Annotated in this window: 13 protein-coding genes; 1 reads left to right on the top strand and 12 read right to left on the bottom strand. The window is 60.0% G+C overall.

Annotated elements, in window-relative coordinates; all coding sequences use genetic code 11:
- Positions 1 to 42: 42 nt before the first annotated feature.
- From H3V08_RS03075 to aroC, 9 genes are all read right to left on the bottom strand, one after another.
- Positions 43 to 1,317 carry a SufS family cysteine desulfurase gene (locus tag H3V08_RS03075; protein WP_198181553.1) on the bottom strand — a complete coding sequence of 425 codons (1,275 nt, stop codon included), beginning with the start codon at positions 1,315 to 1,317 and terminating at the stop codon, positions 43 to 45.
- A gap of 33 nt (positions 1,318 to 1,350) precedes the next feature.
- The gene (gene sufC, locus H3V08_RS03080) at positions 1,351 to 2,130 is read right to left on the bottom strand and encodes a Fe-S cluster assembly ATPase SufC (protein WP_033490154.1); all 780 of its coding nucleotides are present in this window, start codon (positions 2,128 to 2,130) and stop codon (positions 1,351 to 1,353) included.
- 1 nt (position 2,131) lies between these two features.
- Positions 2,132 to 3,358, bottom strand: a complete 1,227-nt coding sequence (gene sufD / locus H3V08_RS03085) for a Fe-S cluster assembly protein SufD (protein WP_198181554.1) — start codon at positions 3,356 to 3,358, stop codon at positions 2,132 to 2,134.
- The gene (gene sufB / locus H3V08_RS03090; protein ID WP_051875797.1) at positions 3,358 to 4,812 is read right to left on the bottom strand and encodes a Fe-S cluster assembly protein SufB; all 1,455 of its coding nucleotides are present in this window, start codon (positions 4,810 to 4,812) and stop codon (positions 3,358 to 3,360) included. The genes sufD and sufB overlap by 1 nt, the downstream gene beginning before the upstream one ends.
- A 266-nt stretch (positions 4,813 to 5,078) precedes the next feature.
- Positions 5,079 to 6,740, bottom strand: coding sequence for a CTP synthase (locus H3V08_RS03095; RefSeq protein ID WP_033490160.1), 1,662 nt, complete (start codon positions 6,738 to 6,740; stop codon positions 5,079 to 5,081).
- A 58-nt stretch (positions 6,741 to 6,798) separates the two neighbouring features.
- A complete protein-coding gene (locus H3V08_RS03100) occupies positions 6,799 to 9,411 on the bottom strand; it encodes an ATP-binding cassette domain-containing protein (RefSeq protein WP_198181555.1) in 2,613 nt (870 codons plus the stop codon).
- A 90-nt stretch (positions 9,412 to 9,501) separates the two neighbouring features.
- A complete protein-coding gene (gene aroQ / locus H3V08_RS03105; RefSeq protein WP_033490884.1) occupies positions 9,502 to 9,954 on the bottom strand; it encodes a type II 3-dehydroquinate dehydratase in 453 nt (150 codons plus the stop codon).
- Between the two features lie 45 nt (positions 9,955 to 9,999).
- Positions 10,000 to 11,655: a bifunctional shikimate kinase/3-dehydroquinate synthase gene (locus H3V08_RS03110; RefSeq protein WP_198181556.1), complete on the bottom strand. Its 1,656-nt coding sequence runs from the start codon at positions 11,653 to 11,655 to the stop codon at positions 10,000 to 10,002.
- Between the two features lie 12 nt (positions 11,656 to 11,667).
- Positions 11,668 to 12,861 carry a chorismate synthase gene (aroC, locus tag H3V08_RS03115; RefSeq protein WP_198181557.1) on the bottom strand — a complete coding sequence of 398 codons (1,194 nt, stop codon included), beginning with the start codon at positions 12,859 to 12,861 and terminating at the stop codon, positions 11,668 to 11,670.
- Positions 12,862 to 12,908: 47 nt separating this feature from the next.
- Between aroC and H3V08_RS03120 the strand changes: the two genes are divergently transcribed.
- Complete coding sequence (locus H3V08_RS03120; RefSeq protein ID WP_198181558.1) at positions 12,909 to 13,379, top strand: prepilin peptidase; 471 nt, start codon at positions 12,909 to 12,911, stop codon at positions 13,377 to 13,379.
- A gap of 16 nt (positions 13,380 to 13,395) precedes the next feature.
- On the opposite strand, the gene H3V08_RS03125 is transcribed toward H3V08_RS03120, so the two are convergent.
- The 3 genes from H3V08_RS03125 to alaS are packed head-to-tail and all read right to left on the bottom strand — an operon-like array spanning position 13,396 to position 17,745.
- Positions 13,396 to 14,583: an endolytic transglycosylase MltG gene (locus H3V08_RS03125; protein WP_198181559.1), complete on the bottom strand. Its 1,188-nt coding sequence runs from the start codon at positions 14,581 to 14,583 to the stop codon at positions 13,396 to 13,398.
- On the bottom strand, positions 14,584 to 15,057 hold the full coding sequence (ruvX, locus tag H3V08_RS03130) for a Holliday junction resolvase RuvX (RefSeq protein WP_198181560.1): 474 nt from the start codon (positions 15,055 to 15,057) through the stop codon (positions 14,584 to 14,586).
- A gap of 9 nt (positions 15,058 to 15,066) precedes the next feature.
- Positions 15,067 to 17,745 (bottom strand): alanine--tRNA ligase, encoded by a 2,679-nt coding sequence (gene alaS, locus H3V08_RS03135; protein ID WP_198181561.1) that lies wholly within the window; start codon positions 17,743 to 17,745, stop codon positions 15,067 to 15,069.
- Positions 17,746 to 17,752 lie beyond the last annotated feature (7 nt).

Below are 17,752 nucleotides of genomic sequence, written 5' to 3' on the forward strand. Positions count from 1 at the left end.
CATTGCTGGTTTTTCACCTGTCGCTGTGCCCCTGGTGAACGTTCAGTCCGCCTTGAAGAATCTCCTGACCCCGGAGACTGCTTCAAGCAGGGCATCCGTATCGGCCATCGTATTGTAGACCCCGGTCGATGCCCTGTTCGAAGCGTACACCCCGAAGTGCCTGTGAACCGGTTGGGCGCAGTGGTGTCCAACCCGGATGGCGATGCCTCTGGAATCGATGAACTGCCCCACATCATGAGGATGGACACCCTTCACGTCGAAGGAAACCGTACCGATCCGGTTCTCAGTCGAAGTCGGGCCAAGAATCCTGACTCCGTCAAGCTGCCCCAATCTGAGCAGCCCTTTGGTGATGGCGGCCTCGTGGGAGGCTATCCGATCCATGCCGATGGCACGCAGCCAGTCGGCGGCCACACCGGCACCAATCACTTGTGCAACCGGTTGGGTACCTGCCTCGAACCGAGCAGGAGGATTCATATACCGGGCGGGCCTGTCCGTATACGCCAGCTCAACCATGGACCCGCCGAACGATGCAGGGGGCAGAGCCTCAAGCAGCTCGCGACGGCCATATAGGAAGCCGACCCCGGTTGGACCGTACATCTTGTGGGAGCTCCATACCGCGAAATCAACACCCAGGCCATGCAGGTCGACCGGCAGGTGGGGCACCGACTGGCAGATGTCCAGAATCACCAGGGCACCAACCTGATGGGCTCTCCTGACAATTGGAGCGATATCGGTTACGGCGCCGGTCACATTGCTGACATGGGTCACAGCCACCACCTTGGTACGCTCGGTGATGACCTCATCGGCCGTGTCCGCCATGATTCTGCCCTGATCGTCCAAATCAAAGGTCTTCAGGACGGCTGACGTGCGGTATGCAAGCTCCTGAAAAGGAAGGAGAACGGAGTGGTGCTCGGCCTTGCTGGTCACAATCTCATCGCCCGGTTGCAAGGCAAATCTCTGAGCGGCCTTCCCTCCCCTCCCCTGAGTTGCATTGCCAAAGGCCGTGGCAAGGAGATTGAGAGCGGCCGTGGCCCCGGCGGTGATGACAATCTCCTCACCGCCATCCTGCGATTCCGCCCCTACCAGTTTCGCCACCTTGGCCCGGGATTCCTCGAAGGCCAAGGTGCTGCGGGCGGCCAACTCATGAGCCCCTCGGTGCACACCCGCATTGTCATGCAGGTAGAAATCCCGCTCCGCATCTACAACACACAGCGGTTTTTGGGCGGTCGCTGCCGAATCCAGATAGACCAGAGGGTGCCCGTGCACTTCCTGTTCCAGGATCGGGAACTGACTCCGAATCTGTGCCTCATCAACCATTGCGCACCTCCATCCCCTGACCGCCGCCCACTTTCAGGCCAATGCCGATTCCGAGTCGGAGCCTTCAGGAAGGTACTGGTCGTACCCGGTCTCCTCCAGGGTGTCGGCAAGTTCGGGGCCGCCGGTTTTGACGAAGTGCCCCTGGGCGAAGACGTGGACGATGTCGGGCTTGATGTACTTGAGGATACGGGTGTAATGGGTCACCATCAGGATGCCCAAACCTGTGTTCTCCTTGGCCCTGTTGACCCCCTCCGAAACAATGCGCAGGGCGTCCACGTCAAGACCGGAGTCGGTCTCATCCAGAACGGCGAACTTGGGCTTGAGAAGCTCCAGCTGGAGTACCTCGGCCCTCTTCTTCTCGCCTCCGGAGAAGCCCTCGTTGACCGAGCGCTGGGCGAATTTGGGATCCATCTTCAACTTCTTCATGGCGGCGTTCAGGTCCTTGGCCCATGTCCGTACGGCCGGCGCCTTTCCGTCAACCTCCGTCTTGGCGGTCCGGAGGAAGTTGGTCATGGAGACTCCGGGCACCTCAACCGGGTACTGCATGGCCAGGAACAGCCCTGCCTTGGCCCGTTCATCCGGGGTCATCTTCAGGATGTCCTCCCCGTCCAGGAGGGCCTGACCGGAATCCACCTCATACTTGGGATGCCCGGCCAGGGTGTAGGCGAGGGTGGACTTGCCCGAACCATTGGGCCCCATGATGGCGTGGGTCTCACCCGAGCGAACCGTCAGTGTGGCACCCTTGAGGATCTGTTTGCGACCCTCCTTGGTCTCGACCGAGGCGTACAGATCCTTGATTTCCAGTGTTGACATGTCAGTTCTCCTCCAAAACGTGCTGCATCTCTTCGTCTTCGCCCTTGGCCAGTCTGCGGTCGATCACACCCATCAGGTGGTCGGAGACACTGGGAACGCCAATCTCCTCCACCAGTTCACCGAAGAACCCGCGCACAACCAGTTTGCGGGCCTCCTTTTCGGGTACGCCTCGCGACTGGAGATAGAACAGCTCCTCGTCATCGAAGCGGCCAACCGAGCTGGCATGGCCGGCGCCGATGATGTTCCCGTTCTCGATTTCCAGGTTGGGTTCGGAGTCCGCAATGGCCCCGGGGGTCAGTACCAGGTTCCGGTTGAGCTCATACGAGTCGGTACCGGGGGCCGCGGGCTTGATAAGGGCATTGCCCACCCAGGTGGAGTGGGCCCCAGCCCCGTCGAGGGCTCCCTTGTATACCACTCGGGACTTGCACTCGGGGTGGTTGTGGACCACCATGGTCCGGTGCTCGATGTGCTGGCCCGGATCGACGAAGTAGATGCCCAGCATGTTCAGGTCGCTCTGTTCCCCGCCGAAGTCCTGGTCCATACGCAGACGGACGAAGTCACCACCCAGGGTGACCACGGAGTGCCGCAGTGTGGCCCCGGCTCCGACATGGATGCGGTGGTTGCCCACGTGCTTCGATCCGGCCGCCCACTCCTGAATGAAGGTGGTGGAGACATGGGAATCTTTTCCTGTGACAATCTCCGTGCCTTCGGCCAGCCTGGCCTGCCCTGTGTGTTCCACCACCAGGTCGGCACTGGCTTCGTCGTCGGCCCGGATGACCAGATGGAAGGCGTCAAGGTCCATTCCTCCGCCCTGGATCTGCACCAGAACAGGTTGATCCAGACGTCCACGCAGGCTGACCACCGTGGCCTCGCTTTCGCTAGCCCATTCCACGGCCGCCGCACGGTCGCTGGGCTTGAGTACGGAACCACAGGGGTCCTGGCCCATGGGAACGTTGGATACGCTCACCCGGTCTGGGTCAACAGGGGTTCCGTCCATCATGGTGACCGTCACCGCCGTCAGGCCACTGGGCTTGAATACCTGGAAGAACTCCCCTATGCGGTCGATCGGTGTGAATCGCCAGTCATCCTGCTTGGCGGTGGGGACCACGAAATCATCCGGGTCGAAGGAGCGCGGCTCCTTGTCGGCACTGGATGGCATGGTCGCCGGAATGGCATAGGGGTCCCTTGGATCCGCCTTGGGAATCGTGATTTCGCTTGTCTGTGACATCAGCCTACCGAACCCTCCATCTGCAATTCGACCAAGCGGTTGAGCTCAAGTGCATATTCCATGGGCAGCTCACGGGAAATCGGTTCAACGAAACCTCGAACAATCATGCCCATTGCCTCCTTTTCCTCCAGACCGCGACTCATCAGGTAGAAGAGCTGGTCCTCTGAGACCTTGGATACGGTTGCCTCATGAGCCATGGAGACGTCATCTTCACGGACATCAACGTGAGGGTAGGTATCGGAGCGCGAGTAGTCGTCGACCAGCAAGGCATCGCAGACCACCGACGAGGATGACTTCTCAGCGCCCTTGACGATTTTGACCAGGCCGCGATAGGCCGCCCTTCCTCCGTTACGCGAAATGGACTTCGAGACGATGGTCGACGAGGTATGGGGTGCCAGATGAATCATCTTGGCACCGGTGTCCTGGTATTGCCCCTTGCCCGCGAAGCCCAGGGATAGGGTCTCGGCCTTGGCGTAAGGCTCGGCCAGGATGCAGGCTGGGTACTTCATGGTGGCCTTGGAGCCGATGTTTCCGTCCACCCATTCCATGGTGCCGCCCTCACGGACATAGGCACGTTGTGTCACCAGGTTGTAGACGTTGTTGGACCAGTTCTGGACCGTGGTGTACCGCACCCGGGCATGAGGTTCGACGATGATCTCGACGATGGCCGCATGAAGGGAATCGGTCGAGTATATGGGAGCCGTGCAACCTTCGACGTAATGGACGTATGACCCTTCGTCGGCAATGATCAGAGTCCGCTCGAACTGACCCATGTTCGGGGTGTTGATACGGAAGTAGGCCTGGAGGGGGATGTCCACGTGGACCCCCTTCGGCACATACACGAAGGAACCGCCGGACCAGGCCGCCGTGTTCAGGGCGGCGAACTTGTTGTCATCCGGGGGAATGACCGTGCCGAAGTACTTCTTGAAGAGATCGGGATGCTTCTGAAGGGCGGTGTCCGTATCCAGGAAAATGACACCCTGCTTTTCCAGGTCGTCACGGATGGAGTTGTAGATCACCTCGGACTCGTACTGGGCCGCGACCCCCGAGACCAGGCGGTTCTTCTCGGCTTCAGGGATGCCAAGTCGATCATACGTGTTGCGAATATCGTCAGGAAGCTCCTCCCAGGACTTGGCCTGTTCCTTGAGGGGCTTGACGTAGTACTTGAAGTCATCGGCATTGAATCCCGACAGGTCCACGCCCCAGTCCGGCATGGGCTTCTCCATGAAGGACCTGTAGCCCTTCAGTCTCATCTCGAGCATCCATTCAGGCTCGCCCTTGTCGGCCGAGATGGCACGGACGACGTTCTCGTCGATTCCCTTGTGGGCGGCTTCTCCGGCCTTGTCCGAATCGTGCCAGCCATAGTTGTACTCGCCGAACTGCGAGATGATTTCGTCGTCCTCTTTGATTTTATCTTCATTGACACGGGTGCGATCCGCCACGTACTGGCTCATCTCCACATCCCGTGATGTGTCCGTCTGCTGCGAGGTATTATCCACGAGCTCAGACCTCCTCACACATGTATTGTCGCTTGCCGACGACCGCCTACGTTTTCAAGGATAAACAACCTGAACTTGACCCGCCAGATTGAGGTTACGCTCTATAGGGAATTAAGTCACATTTATGACCCGAAGATACCCAAAAGGCCCGAATAGCGATTTCGCCCGTCCTCGAATCGGAGAACGGGCGGAATCGTCGTATGGTCTGTGCCGTACAGGAATCAGTCAGCTGCCTGCTGGTGCTCGATGCTGGCCTTTACCAGACCAGCAAAGAGCGGGTGGGGCTTGGTCGGGCGGGACTTGAACTCCGGGTGGGCCTGGGTGCCCACATAGAAGGGGTGACGGTCCTTGGGAAGCTCCACGAACTCCGTCAGCTGGCCGTCAGGGCTGGTGCCTGAGATGTGCAGGCCGGCCTTGTCCAGATCCTGCTTGTAGGCCACGCTGACCTCATAGCGGTGGCGGTGGCGCTCCGATACCTCGGTCTTCCCGTAGAGCTCAGCAACCAGTGAGTCCTGGCGAAGAATGGCAGGGTAGGCACCCAGACGCATGGTATGGCCCATGTCACCGTGTCCGGCAACGATGTCCTTCTGCTCCTCCATCGTGGCGATGACCGGATGCTCGCAGTTCGGTTCGAATTCGGAGGAGTTGGCATCCTCCAGACCAAGGACGTGGCGGGCATACTCAATGACCATGGACTGCAGGCCCAGGCAGATTCCCAGAGCGGGCAGCTTGGTTTCACGGGCATAGCGGAGAGCGCCGAGTTTGCCTTCGATGCCTCGTACGCCGAATCCACCGGGAATGACGATTCCATCCACTCCCTGCAAAGCCTCGCGAGCGCCATCCATGGTCTCGCAGGAGTCGGCGGTAACCAGTTTGACGTCGACCTTGGCCCAGTTGGCGAACCCACCGGCCTTTATGGCCTCGATCACCGAAAGATAGGCATCGGGCAGGTCGATGTACTTGCCGACAATCGCCACGGTGACCCGGTTGCGGGGATTATGGACACGTTCCAGGAGGTCCTCCCACTCGTTCCAATCCACGTCATGGAAGGGAAGCTCAAGTTTGCGGACAACATAGGCATCCAGACCCTCCGAGTACAGGATCTTCGGCACGTCATAGATGCTGGGGGCGTCCACGCAGTTGACCACACCTTCGGCATCGACATCGCACATAAGCGAAATCTTGTCCTTAATGGACTGGCTCAGAGGACGGTCCGACCGGAGGACCAGGGCATCGGGGGCGATGCCCAACTGGCGCAGGGCCATGACCGAATGCTGGGTGGGCTTGGTCTTCAGCTCATGGGCGGCAGCGATGTAAGGAACCAGCGAAACATGGACGAACATGCAGTTGTCCGCCCCGATGTCGCGCCTGACCTCACGGGCCGCCTCCATGAACGGCTGTGATTCGATGTCACCTACCGTGCCGCCGATCTCGGTGATGATCACATCCACATCATCACCGGCCTGGGCACGCATGCGGCTCTTGATCTCGTTGGTGACGTGAGGGATGACCTGGACGCACTGCCCCAGGTACTCGCCGGCACGCTCCTTGCGGAGGACGGACTGGTATATCTGCCCGGTGGTCACATTGGCCTTCTGGGAGAGGAAGACATCCAGGAATCGCTCGTAGTGGCCGATGTCCAAATCGGTCTCGGCCCCATCCTCGGTCACGTAGACCTCACCATGCTGGAAGGGGTTCATGGTACCGGGATCAACGTTGATATAGGGATCCAGCTTCTGCTGAAGGACCCGGATTCCGCGGCTTCTCAACAGCCTGCCGAGGGAGGACGCAGTCAGTCCCTTACCCAGCGAAGAAACGACGCCACCGGTGACGAAAATGTGCTTTGTGATATGCCCTTGCGAATTTCCATGTTCTCTGACCATGGAACTTCAGCCTATCAGGTATGGCAGACGACGACGCGGCGATGAGCCCCTCCCCCGGTCATCTCCCCTGGATATGCCTGGCAAGGTACTGCCCGGTAAGGGAAACCGGACTTGCGCAGACTGTTTCAGGTCTCCCTGTGGCGACAATCATGCCACCTTCTTCTCCTCCACCGGGACCCATGTCAATCACATAATCGGCATTGGCGATCATATCCAGGTCATGCTCGATGAACACCACCGTGGCTCCCCTGTCGACCAGGCGCTCCAGGACCCCGATCAGCGTACGGACGTCCAGGGGATGGAGGCCGGTCGTTGGCTCATCCAGAACAAAGAGGGAGGTGTTCTGCCTCCGCCCGAGTTCATTGGAGAGCTTGAGCCGCTGGGCCTCGCCACCGGATAATGAAGGCGTATCCTCTCCCAGGGTCAGATAGCCCAGACCAAGATCGTTCAGGATGCGCAGGGATCGGTGGATGCTTGGGTACTCACCCGCATCAGCTCCCCTGGAACCGGCGGCAGCGAAGACCTCCATGGCCTCCCCGACCTCCATGGAGAGGAGGTCTGTCAGACTCATGGGGTCGGGATGGGCCTTGGTGGACATCCTTATCCGTTCGATTTCAGGCTTGAACCGGCTTCCCCGGCAGGTTGGGCAGGTGATGGGAATATCCGGAAGGAACTGCACATCAAGGCTGATCTGCCCCGTCCCTTCGCATTGCGGGCACCTGAGCGATCCTGTGTTGTAGGAGAAGTCCGAGAGCCTGTACCCCGCCTCATGGGCGGCTGCGGTTTTCGAGAAGAGACGTCGCAGATGATCCATGATGCCCGAATAGGTTGCCACGGTGGACCTGACGTTGATTCCGATGGGTGAGGAATCGACCAGCCTGACCCGATCTATGCCGGATGACGATATGGACTTGACCGGCTCCGGCAGGGACCGTCCTTCCTGTATGGCTTGGAGAGCAGGTACCAGGCATTCCAAGACCATGGTCGTTTTCCCTGAGCCGGACACCCCTGTCACAGCCGTCATGCGACCCCGGGGTATGGCCACATCCAGCGGCCGGACCGTATGGATGGGGCCGGTACTCATCCGGATCCAGTCGCAGGAGGCGGCACGGGACGAATCACTGTGGGTTCGTTTTCCCCCGGTACTCACCGACCCTTGTTCCCTGTTTTCATCGGTTGACAGGGGTGTCGGTGAAGCCGGAATGTCCCGGTGCTCTCTGACCAGAACCTCTTCTCGCCCGTTTAAGAAGCCACCTATGCGGGACTCGGGGGCGTCCTCCACCTGCTCGGGAGTGCCTTGCGCTATCACCCTGCCACCCTTGCTACCGGCACCAGGTCCCATCTCGATGAAGTAGTCGGCCGCTGCGAGGACCGATACATCATGATCCACGAAAACCACCGAGTTTCCACTGGCCAGGAGATCACGCATGACCCCAATGAGACCTTCGATATTGGCCGGGTGAAGACCTGTCGAGGGTTCATCAAGAACATAGAGGACACCGGTTGTCTCGTTGCGGACAGCGCGGGAGAGCTGGGTACGTTGCCGTTCCCCCGTCGACAGGGAGACGGTGGACCTGTCCAGGGTCAGGTACCCCAGGCCCAGTTGCAGCAGGCGGCGACCCATACTTTGCAGTGTATCCGCCAGGGACCGCGCCATCGCTTGCATTGACTCAGGCAAGGTGGCGGGAAGGTTCTCGGACCAGTGGAGCACCCTCCTCAACGGCCAGGAGGTGACTGCGGCCAGGTTGTCCTGCCCTATCCGAGGTTGTCGAGCAACCTCGTTGAGGCGACTTCCACCACAGTCCGGGCAGGTCCTTTCGGTCAGGAACTTCGCCACCTTGGACAGGCGTTTGTCATCGGTGGCACGTTTGAGTTCCTCGGCCACCGTCAATCTTGCGTTACGGAAGGTGAAGTCCAGCTCATGGACCCCTTTGACGGAGGTGATGGTGATGTGCTTCTTTTCGGAAGGCCCGTTTAAGACGATCTCCTTCTCGTCAGCCGTCAGGTCCTTCCAGGGCACATCAGTACGCACCCCGAATTCTCGGACGATATCAGGCTGGACGTTGAAACCGAATGTCCTCCAGGGAACCACCGCACCCTGATCGATGGTCAGATCCTGGTCAGGAACCAGCGTGGCGTCATCCACTTCCCGAACCGTCCCCGTTCCCTGGCAGGTCGGGCAGGCGCCCAGTGAGTTAAACGCCAGTTCCTCGGCGCTGGGGGTTTGGACGCGCTCCCCGCAGACCGGGCAGATGATGGGCATTTCAGCCGCCACTCGCATGGTGGGTTCCTGATAATGCCCGTTGGGGCAGACGTGCGAGGCCAGTCGGGAGAACATGAGCCGAAGAACATTGAGGAGTTCGGTGGAAGTCCCGAAGGTCGAGCGCATCCCACCAGCCCCGGGGCGCTGTCTGAGCGCCAATGCCGGAGGGAGGAAACGAACGGAGTCGACCTCGGGCCGCTGGGCCTGGGTCATCCTTCTTCGGGTATAGGTTGACAGGGATTCCAAATATCGCCTTGAGCCTTCTGCATAGAGGACTCCAAGTGCCAGTGATGACTTGCCTGAACCCGATACCCCGGCGATACCGACCAGGCGGTTCAGGGGTATATCAAGATTCAGACCATGAAGGTTGTGGACCCGGGCACCCCTGACCTGAATGGTCTTCGGCACCCTTGCCGGTTGCTCACCTGTTGGCGCGGGCAGCCCGTCCGCCGCTCCTCCGGCCCTCCCGCCGGACCTTGGCAACCGCGGCACTGGACTTCACGACCTCTCGATGAGGTGGGCCACCGATTCAAGGGCCAAACGGTACCCATAGAATCCCAAGCCTGTAATGGTGCCGGTGGCCACCGGTGATATGACACTATGCCGACGGAAGGCTTCGCGGGAAGCGGGATTGGAGATGTGCACCTCCATCAGAGGCAGCCCGGCTTCGGTCACCTGGGCGGCCGCATCGGCCAGGCCATAGCTGTAATGGGTGAAGGCCGCCGGGTTCATGACCACCGGGGTTCGCTCATCAACCGCTTGGTGCATCCAGGAGATGACCTGGCCCTCGTCGTCGGACTGACGCACTTCCACGTCCAGGCCCAGCTCACTCCCCCAGGTCGTGCAGTCTCTGCGGAGCGCTTCCAGGTCCAGATGTCCATAGACATCAGGTTCCCTGACACCCAACCTGCCCAGGTTCGGACCATTGACCACAACGACCCTGGTACCCATATCCGACTCCATTTCTTGCCTTGTTTCCTTTTACCGGCCCTGCACTCAGGCCTTGCTTCGGATTCGTCCGAAGGCTTCCCGGACTGCATCCAGGGGAGGATCGTCCAGGTGGGTCGGTTTGCCGATTCCGTCGAGGATGATGAATCTGAGCTTATTCCCTCTGGCCTTCTTGTCCTTGTGCATCAGGGCAAGAACCTGGTCGAAATCACCCCCGTCCCAGGTGGTGCGCAGCCCCAAGGAAGAGAGAAGACTGCGGTGGTAGTCAACCATATCCCTGTCGAGATGTCCTGTCAGTGACGCCAATTCGGCAGCAAACACCATTCCCACCGATACCGCCTGCCCATGCCGCCAGGAGAAGTGCTCTGTTTTCTCGATGGCGTGCCCAAGGGTGTGTCCGTAGTTCAGAAACTCACGCACTCCGACATCACGCAAATCGACGGAAACATGGTGTGCCTTGACCTGAACGGTGCGCTCAATCAGATCCTCGACCACGCCCTCCAGCCACTGCTCGGGTTCGTTTCCGTCGAAGGAACGCAGGGACTCGGCCTTCTCTTCAAGGATTCCAAGAATCTCGGAATCCATGATGAATCCGGACTTGGCCACCTCTCCCAGCCCCTCCACAAAAATGTCGTTGGGCAGGGTTCTCAGGGTCCTCAAATCAGCAAGGACCCCCACCGGTGTATAGAAGCTCCCGACCAGGTTCTTGCCCTGGTTCAGGTTGATTCCGGTCTTGCCGCCTGTCGAGGCATCCACCATGGCGAGCAATGAGGTCGGGCAGTTGACATAACGGATACCGCGCATCCAGGAGGCTGCGATGAAGCCCGCCAAATCGGTGGCCGCACCACCTCCGAGCCCCACGATGGCATCTGAGCGGGTGAATCCCTCGTCAGCAAGACGCTCCCAGATTCCCTGTGCCACGGCAACGGTCTTCCCTGCTTCGGCATCTGGAATGACCATGTCAACGACCTGGTAACCAGCCTGCCTCAAGAGGGCCCGTGCCCTGTCGGAGTGCCTCTGGACCGGTGTGGTATGGATGAGAGCCACCCGCATGACCTCTTCACCCAGAAGGACCTGGAGGCGGCTGGTCACCCCCGCGCCGATGCGTACATCATACGGATCGAGGTTGCTGACATGAACCACCCGCTCTGAGAGGGCATCGGCAAGCCGCTGGGCTATGACATCCGGTGTGGTTCCCCTGGGTTTCAGAGAAATGTTCGAAGCGCTCTGGTAAACCGGACGACGCTCCTTGTACAGCTCCATCCACTTCTCATGGGTCTGCCCCCGCAGCAGGGGCCGGTTCTTGACACGCAGGGACCGCGATTTCGCTTCTTCCGGGTCCACATCAAGATAGACCACCTTGCCACCATGATTACGGTACTCCCGCAGGGCTTCGTAAACGGAAGCCGTCATCGGGGCTCCACCCCCGAGGGAGAGGACACCCCCGTCGAAGTCCTTTAAGAGGTCGCCAACAATCCGACTCTCTCTTTGACGGAAGGAGGCCTCCCCCTCGGCTTCGAAGATCTCGTTGATCGACCGGCCCGCATCCTGCTCGACAATGCGGTCCGAGTCCTTGAAAGGTACCCCCATCAGGGAGGCCGCCTCCTTACCGATGCGGGTCTTCCCGGCTCCCGGCATCCCGATGATGACCGCCTTGGGAATATGGGGTTCCTGCCCATGCCCGACGAGAGAGTGCCTGATCATGCCTGTTCCGCCTTACCTGAGACCCTCATCCCATGAGTTCTGATACGCCTCGGCATTCCGAGAGACCTCCTCCAGGCTGTCCCCGCCGAACTTCTCCAGCACGAAAGCAGCCAGTGTGAGGTGCATCATGGCCTCGCCGACGACCGCAGCGGCAGGTACCGCAGTGACATCGGAACGCTGGTGAATGGCGGTGGCCGGTTCACCGGTCAGAACGTCTACGGTCCTCAGGGCCTTGGGCACCGAGGAGATGGGCTTCATGGCCGCACGGACACGGATGGGTTGCCCATTCGACATGCCGCCCTCCAGACCTCCCGCCCGGTTGGAGAGTCGTTCAATGGTTCCGTCCTCACCGGGAACCATCTCATCGTGGGCCTGGGATCCAGGGCGGTCGGCTTCATCGAACCCGTCACCGATTTCAACTCCCTTGATGGCCTGGATACCCATGAAGGCCGATGCCAGCGCCGCATCGAGACGCCTATCAGACTCTACGTAGGTCCCCAGGCCGGCCGGCACACCGTAGGCAATGACCTCGAAGACACCACCTGCCGTATCGCCATCCCTCTTGATTTGGTCGATCCTATCCATCATCCGACGCTCGGCATCCTTATCCAGGGTGCGCACCGGCGATTCGTCCAGTGCAGCACCATCGTCGGGGCCAGGCAGGACGGAACGGTCTTCCGTACCCACCCCACCGATGGACAGGACATGTGAGACCGTTCTGATTCCCAAGGCCTGTTCAAGGAAGCGGGCAGCAATGGCACCAAGAGCCACGCGTGAGGCCGTCTCCCTGGCCGAGGAGCGCTCAAGGATCGGGCGTGCGTCGGTGAAGCCGTACTTTCTCATACCAGTCAGGTCAGCATGGCCAGGCCTGGGCCGACTCAGAGGAGCATTTCGCCCCTCAGCAGGCAGTTCCACCCCTTCAGGAAGCCGGTCAACGCTCATGATTTGCTCCCACTTGGGCCACTCCGTGTTGCCGATCTCAAGAGCAATGGGGGATCCGAGTGTGGATCCGTGGCGTACTCCGGTCAGGAGACGAACCCTGTCCTGTTCGAATCCCATACGGGCGCCGCGCCCGTAGCCCAGGCGCCTACGCGCCAGAGCCCCGACAATGTCATCGGTATCGACGCTGACCCCGGACGGTAAGCCCTCCATCATGGCCACCAGGGCTTCTCCATGGGATTCCCCCGCCGTCTGCCAGCGCAACATATGAACTCCTTTTGCCGGTTTTCTCATGTATATGCTTATCTTAGGAGATGGCCTACCTCATGACCCTTCCCGGTTTCATTTTTACCCTCTACCTTGCCTGGACCGACATCAGGACCCGCCTTGTGCCGCGTTCAATCGTCCTGCTCGGGTTTCTGGTACAGGGACTCACCCTCGTGGTCTACAGTCTGGCCGGACACGGTATCGCACCGTTGGTCACCGCTGTTGTCCTGTGTCTGGGATCAACGGGGATCCAGTTCTTTTTGGCCCTGGTACGGCCGGGTGCCCTAGGGTTGGGGGACGTCACCGCCACATCCCTGATGGCCTTCACCATCGGCCCCTTGGGCTGGACCACCACCCTGGTCTGGTGGTTGCTCATGGGGGTGTTTGGCCTGGGCTCCCTGGTAGTCGGACGAATAGGCAAAGACCGGGGCAAACGTGCTGACACCCTTGCCTTCGTTCCCGTCATACTTGTTGCGGCAGCGGTTGCCACTGCCGCAACGGCACTGCTGGGTGGTTGATCACCAGTCAGCACACTTACTGATTGTGCTCCGACTCCCACTGCTTGTATAGCTTGACATCGGCGTTGAACTGGTCCTCGTTGTTGCTGAACCTGGTCTCACCGGTATCGAGGTTGACGGTAACGAAGTAGAGCCAGTCCCCATTGTCTGGGGTCAAGGCCGCCCTGATCGCGTTGTCACCTGCCGACCCGATAGGCCCGGGCGGCAGACCTCTATGCACCCTGGTGTTGTACGTATCATCAGGGTCCTGCAGCATCTGATTGGTCAATTCCAGGGCCGATACCTTGTTGGAGTAAGCGACTGTACTATCCATCCCCAAGGGCATGTTCCTGGAAAGGCGGTTGTCTATGACCCGGGCCACCTTCCCGTAATACTGGGGCTTGTTGACCTCCGCCTCGGTTATTGAAGCCTTGACGAGTATGTCCTGACGCTCGGAGCCTTTCGGAACCCCGAGGTTATCGAGCTTCTGGATGCGCTTCCCCACCAATGTCGACAGGATCTCCTGGGCCGACCCCAGCGATTTGACGTCATATTCGCCCGGTTCCAGCCACCCTTCGAAGTTCCCCTGGGCCTCGACGGGGAGGATACCCTGCCCCTTGTTGTCCACGATTGCATCGAAGTCCTCCTCCGGCAACCCAGACAGCTGCTGCGCACGCGCCATGACATCCTCGGCACGGTCACCGGAGCGGACCTGCAACATGCCACGCGCCTTGCTTCGATCGGTCAGAACAGCCATCACATCGGATGCCTTCATCTTGGTCTTGAGATCGAAGGTGCCCGGGAAGAGCTTGCCTTCCGCCTGTTCATTGGTGACTGCCTGAACGAAGGCTTCCGAGGAACGGACAATATCAGCATGGAGAAGGTTCATACCAATCTGCTCGGCGCCCTGACCGCTCTCCACGGTGAATTGGATGGGTTTTTCCCCTGGACCGGGGTAATCCAGAGCGACTTCCTTGGTTGCTGTCATCCGGGAGGATGCACCTTTCAGTGACCTGGTGACAAAAAGGGCACAGATGGTTACGACGACCAGGGCCAAGACGATGACGACAGCAGTCACACGACGGCGTCGTAGCCTCCTCTGTCGACGCCTACGCATCTCGCGCCTGGACCTGGGCGGACGCGGGGGTTGGACCGGAATCGGGTCCTGCCCCGGCTCCACCCACTGAACCTTGTCTTCAAAAAAGTCCTGTATATCTTCAGCCAATTACAGCTCCTTGCTGACCTTGTACTCATCCAGGGCCGACTGCAGCAACACAACAGCGGATTGCTGATCCACCCGAGGTCGGTGCCCACGCCCACCGACCTGTGCATCGTAAAGCTGCTGATGGGCGCTGACCGTGGTCAATCGTTCATCTCGCAACACCACTCGGACCGCCGACTCCCCTTCCAGACCGTCATTCTCCTCGTCTGTCAGTATACGGGTGAGGTTCCTGACCCATCGTTTCGCATTTTTGGCGCTCCTCCCCTCGGTACCGTTGAGGAGAAGGGGGTAACCAACGATGACCTGATCGACATGATGCTCTCGGATCAGATCGACCACAGGCCAGAGGCCTCGGAAGTAGTCGCCCTGAACCTCGATATTGCCCGCCGGATATGCCAAGGTCAGCTCCGGGTCGCATAAAGCCAAACCGATCCTGGCCTCTCCCAGGTCTATTCCCATCCATATGGGTGTGCTCATACAGGACGGTCAGCCTTTCAGGACCTGGTCGGTAAGGGCCGACAGGGCCTGGTCGATCTTGTCGGCATCCTGTCCGCCGCCCTGGGCGAAGTCGGGCTTGCCACCGCCACCGCCTCCAAGGATCTTGGACGCGCCACGCACCAGGTCTCCTGCCTTGATGCCATCTTTACGGGCCTTCTCGTTGGTGGCCACATAGATCACAGGCTTCTGATCCTCGGTGACACCTGCAAGGGCCACAACAGTCGGATCATCCTCACCGAGACGTGCGCGGATATCGGTCACTGTCTTGCGCAGGGCATCCGCGGATCCGAAGTGGCCCACGTTCTTTGCGGCAACCTTGATCGGAGCGGGAGACTGCTGAGCCTGTGCCACCAGGTCGGGCACGGACTGGGCCAGCTGACTCTCATAGGCCGCGGCCAGACGTCTGTCGGATTCCTTGAGCTTGGCAAGGAGGGTGGCCACGCGGGCCTCCAGCTCGTCGGGGCGGGCATTGAGCGTATCGGAGAGCTGCGAAACCAGGGCATGCTCCCTGGCGTTGTATTGGTATGCGCCCTGGCCCACCACGGCATCGACTCGTCGTACACCGGTACCGACCGAGGCCTCGGACATAATCGAGACGGCACCAATCTTGCCGACATGATCGACGTGGGTACCGCCGCAAAGTTCGCGGCTCCAACCGTCCTCGCCGATGGAAACCACACGGACGATGTCGCCGTATTTTTCGCCGAAGAGATGCATGGCACCCAAAGCGATGGCGTCGTCGAATTTCATCTCCTCGGTGGTCACGGCCAGATTGTCGCGCAGGCGATCGTTGACCCTGGCCTCAACCGCGTCCATGGCACTCCTGCTGGGGGCCTGGGACCACTGGAAATCGAAACGCAGCCTGTTGGGCGCATCCTCGGAACCGCGCTGGGTGGCCTGAGGGCCGAGCTCCTCGCGCAACGCCTTGTGCACCATGTGGGTCGCAGTATGCGAACGTGCGATGGCCCCGCGCCTGACCCGGTCGATGGTGGCCGTAACCTGGGCCTCAAGGGTCAGGGTTCCCTCGGTCAGGCGGCACTGATGCACGGTCAGACCCTTGATGGGGTTCTGGACGTCGTCAACCTCCAGAACGGCTCCGTCGTCAGAGAGTATCTCGCCCTGGTCGGCAAGCTGACCGCCTGCCTCGGCATAGAACGGCGACCTGTCCAGAAGGACCTCGACAGTGGCCGGGGCCGTGACCGCCGGAACGGCGCCCTTCCCTTCCTGGATGATGCCGATTACCCTTGAACGGCTCGAAAAGTCCGTATACCCAAGGAACTTTTGCGGCTCGGCCAGGTTCTTACGCAGATCGTCGTATACGCTCAGATCCACATTATGGCGCTTCTTGAGAGCATCCGCCCTTGCCCTGGACTTCTGCTCGTTCATGAGCTCGCGGAACTTGGCCTCATCGACCTTGACCCCCTGCTCCTCGGCCATTTCCAGAGTGAGCTCAATCGGGAACCCATAGGTGTCGTGAAGGGTGAAAGCGTCATCGCCAGAGACCTCTTCTGAGGATGACTTCCTGGCCTTTTCCACAGCGGCATCAAGAATCGTGGTTCCCTTGTCAAGGGTCCGACGGAAGGCGCTCTCCTCGCCATAGGCCGATTCTGAGACCTCCGCAAAGGTATTGTTGAGCTCTGGGTAACTGGGGGCCATAGCATCCTTGGAAACCGGGAAGAGCTGAGGCAGAACCTCATCCCTGACGCCCAGCATGCGCATTGACCGAATCGAACGGCGCAGGAGCCGACGGAGCACATATCCCCGGCCCACGTTGCTGGGACGCACCCCGTCGCTCATGATCATCAGAGCCGAGCGGACATGGTCGGCAACGACGCGGAAACGGACGTCGTCCTCCTCGTTCTCGCCGTACTTGCGACCTGAGATCCTCTCCGCAGCCTCAATGACCGGGTATACCTCATCGGTCTCGTAGATGTTCTCCTTGCCTTGGAGGAGGTATGCCAGGCGTTCCAGACCCGCACCGGTGTCGATGTTCTTGTGTTCGAGTTCGCCCACGATGTGCAGGTCGGTCTTGGACTTGACGTTGTCGACCTCATAGTTCTCGAAGACCAGGTCCCATATCTCGATATACCGGTTCTCGTCGGCGGACGGGCCACCTTCGACTCCGTACTTCGGCCCCCTATCGACATATATCTCCGAGCAGGGTCCACCGGGCCCAGGGCCACCGGTGGTCCAGAAGTTGTCCTCCATGCCGAGGATTTCCATGTGCTCCGGATCGAAACCTTCGTTCCTCCATATGGAGCGGGCCTCGTCATCATCCGTGTATGTGGTCACCCAAAGGGTCTCCGGATCGAAACCGTACCCGCCCTGGTCCTGGGGACGGGTCAGAAGATCCCAGGCATAGTGGATTGCCTCCTCCTTGAAGTAATCGCCGAACGAGAAGTTCCCGACCATCTGGAAGAAGGTGCCGTGCCTGGTGGTCTTGCCCACCTCTTCGATGTCCAAGGTGCGCACACACTTCTGGTTGCTTGCCATCCGGCTCTTCGGAGGGGTCTGTTCACCCAGGAGGTAGGGAATGAAGGGAACCATGCCTGCAATGGTGAAGAGGGTGGTCGGGTTGGGCGAAATCAGCGAGGCGGATGGGACAACCATATGTCCCTGCTGCTGAAAGTAATCGAGGAAGCGCTTGGCGATTTCCGAAGTGCGCATGCTGCTT

The sequence above is a fragment of the Bifidobacterium sp. M0307 genome (genome assembly GCF_016100445.1).
In the GTDB taxonomy this organism is placed as follows: Bacteria; Actinomycetota; Actinomycetes; order Actinomycetales; family Bifidobacteriaceae; genus Bombiscardovia; species Bombiscardovia coryneformis.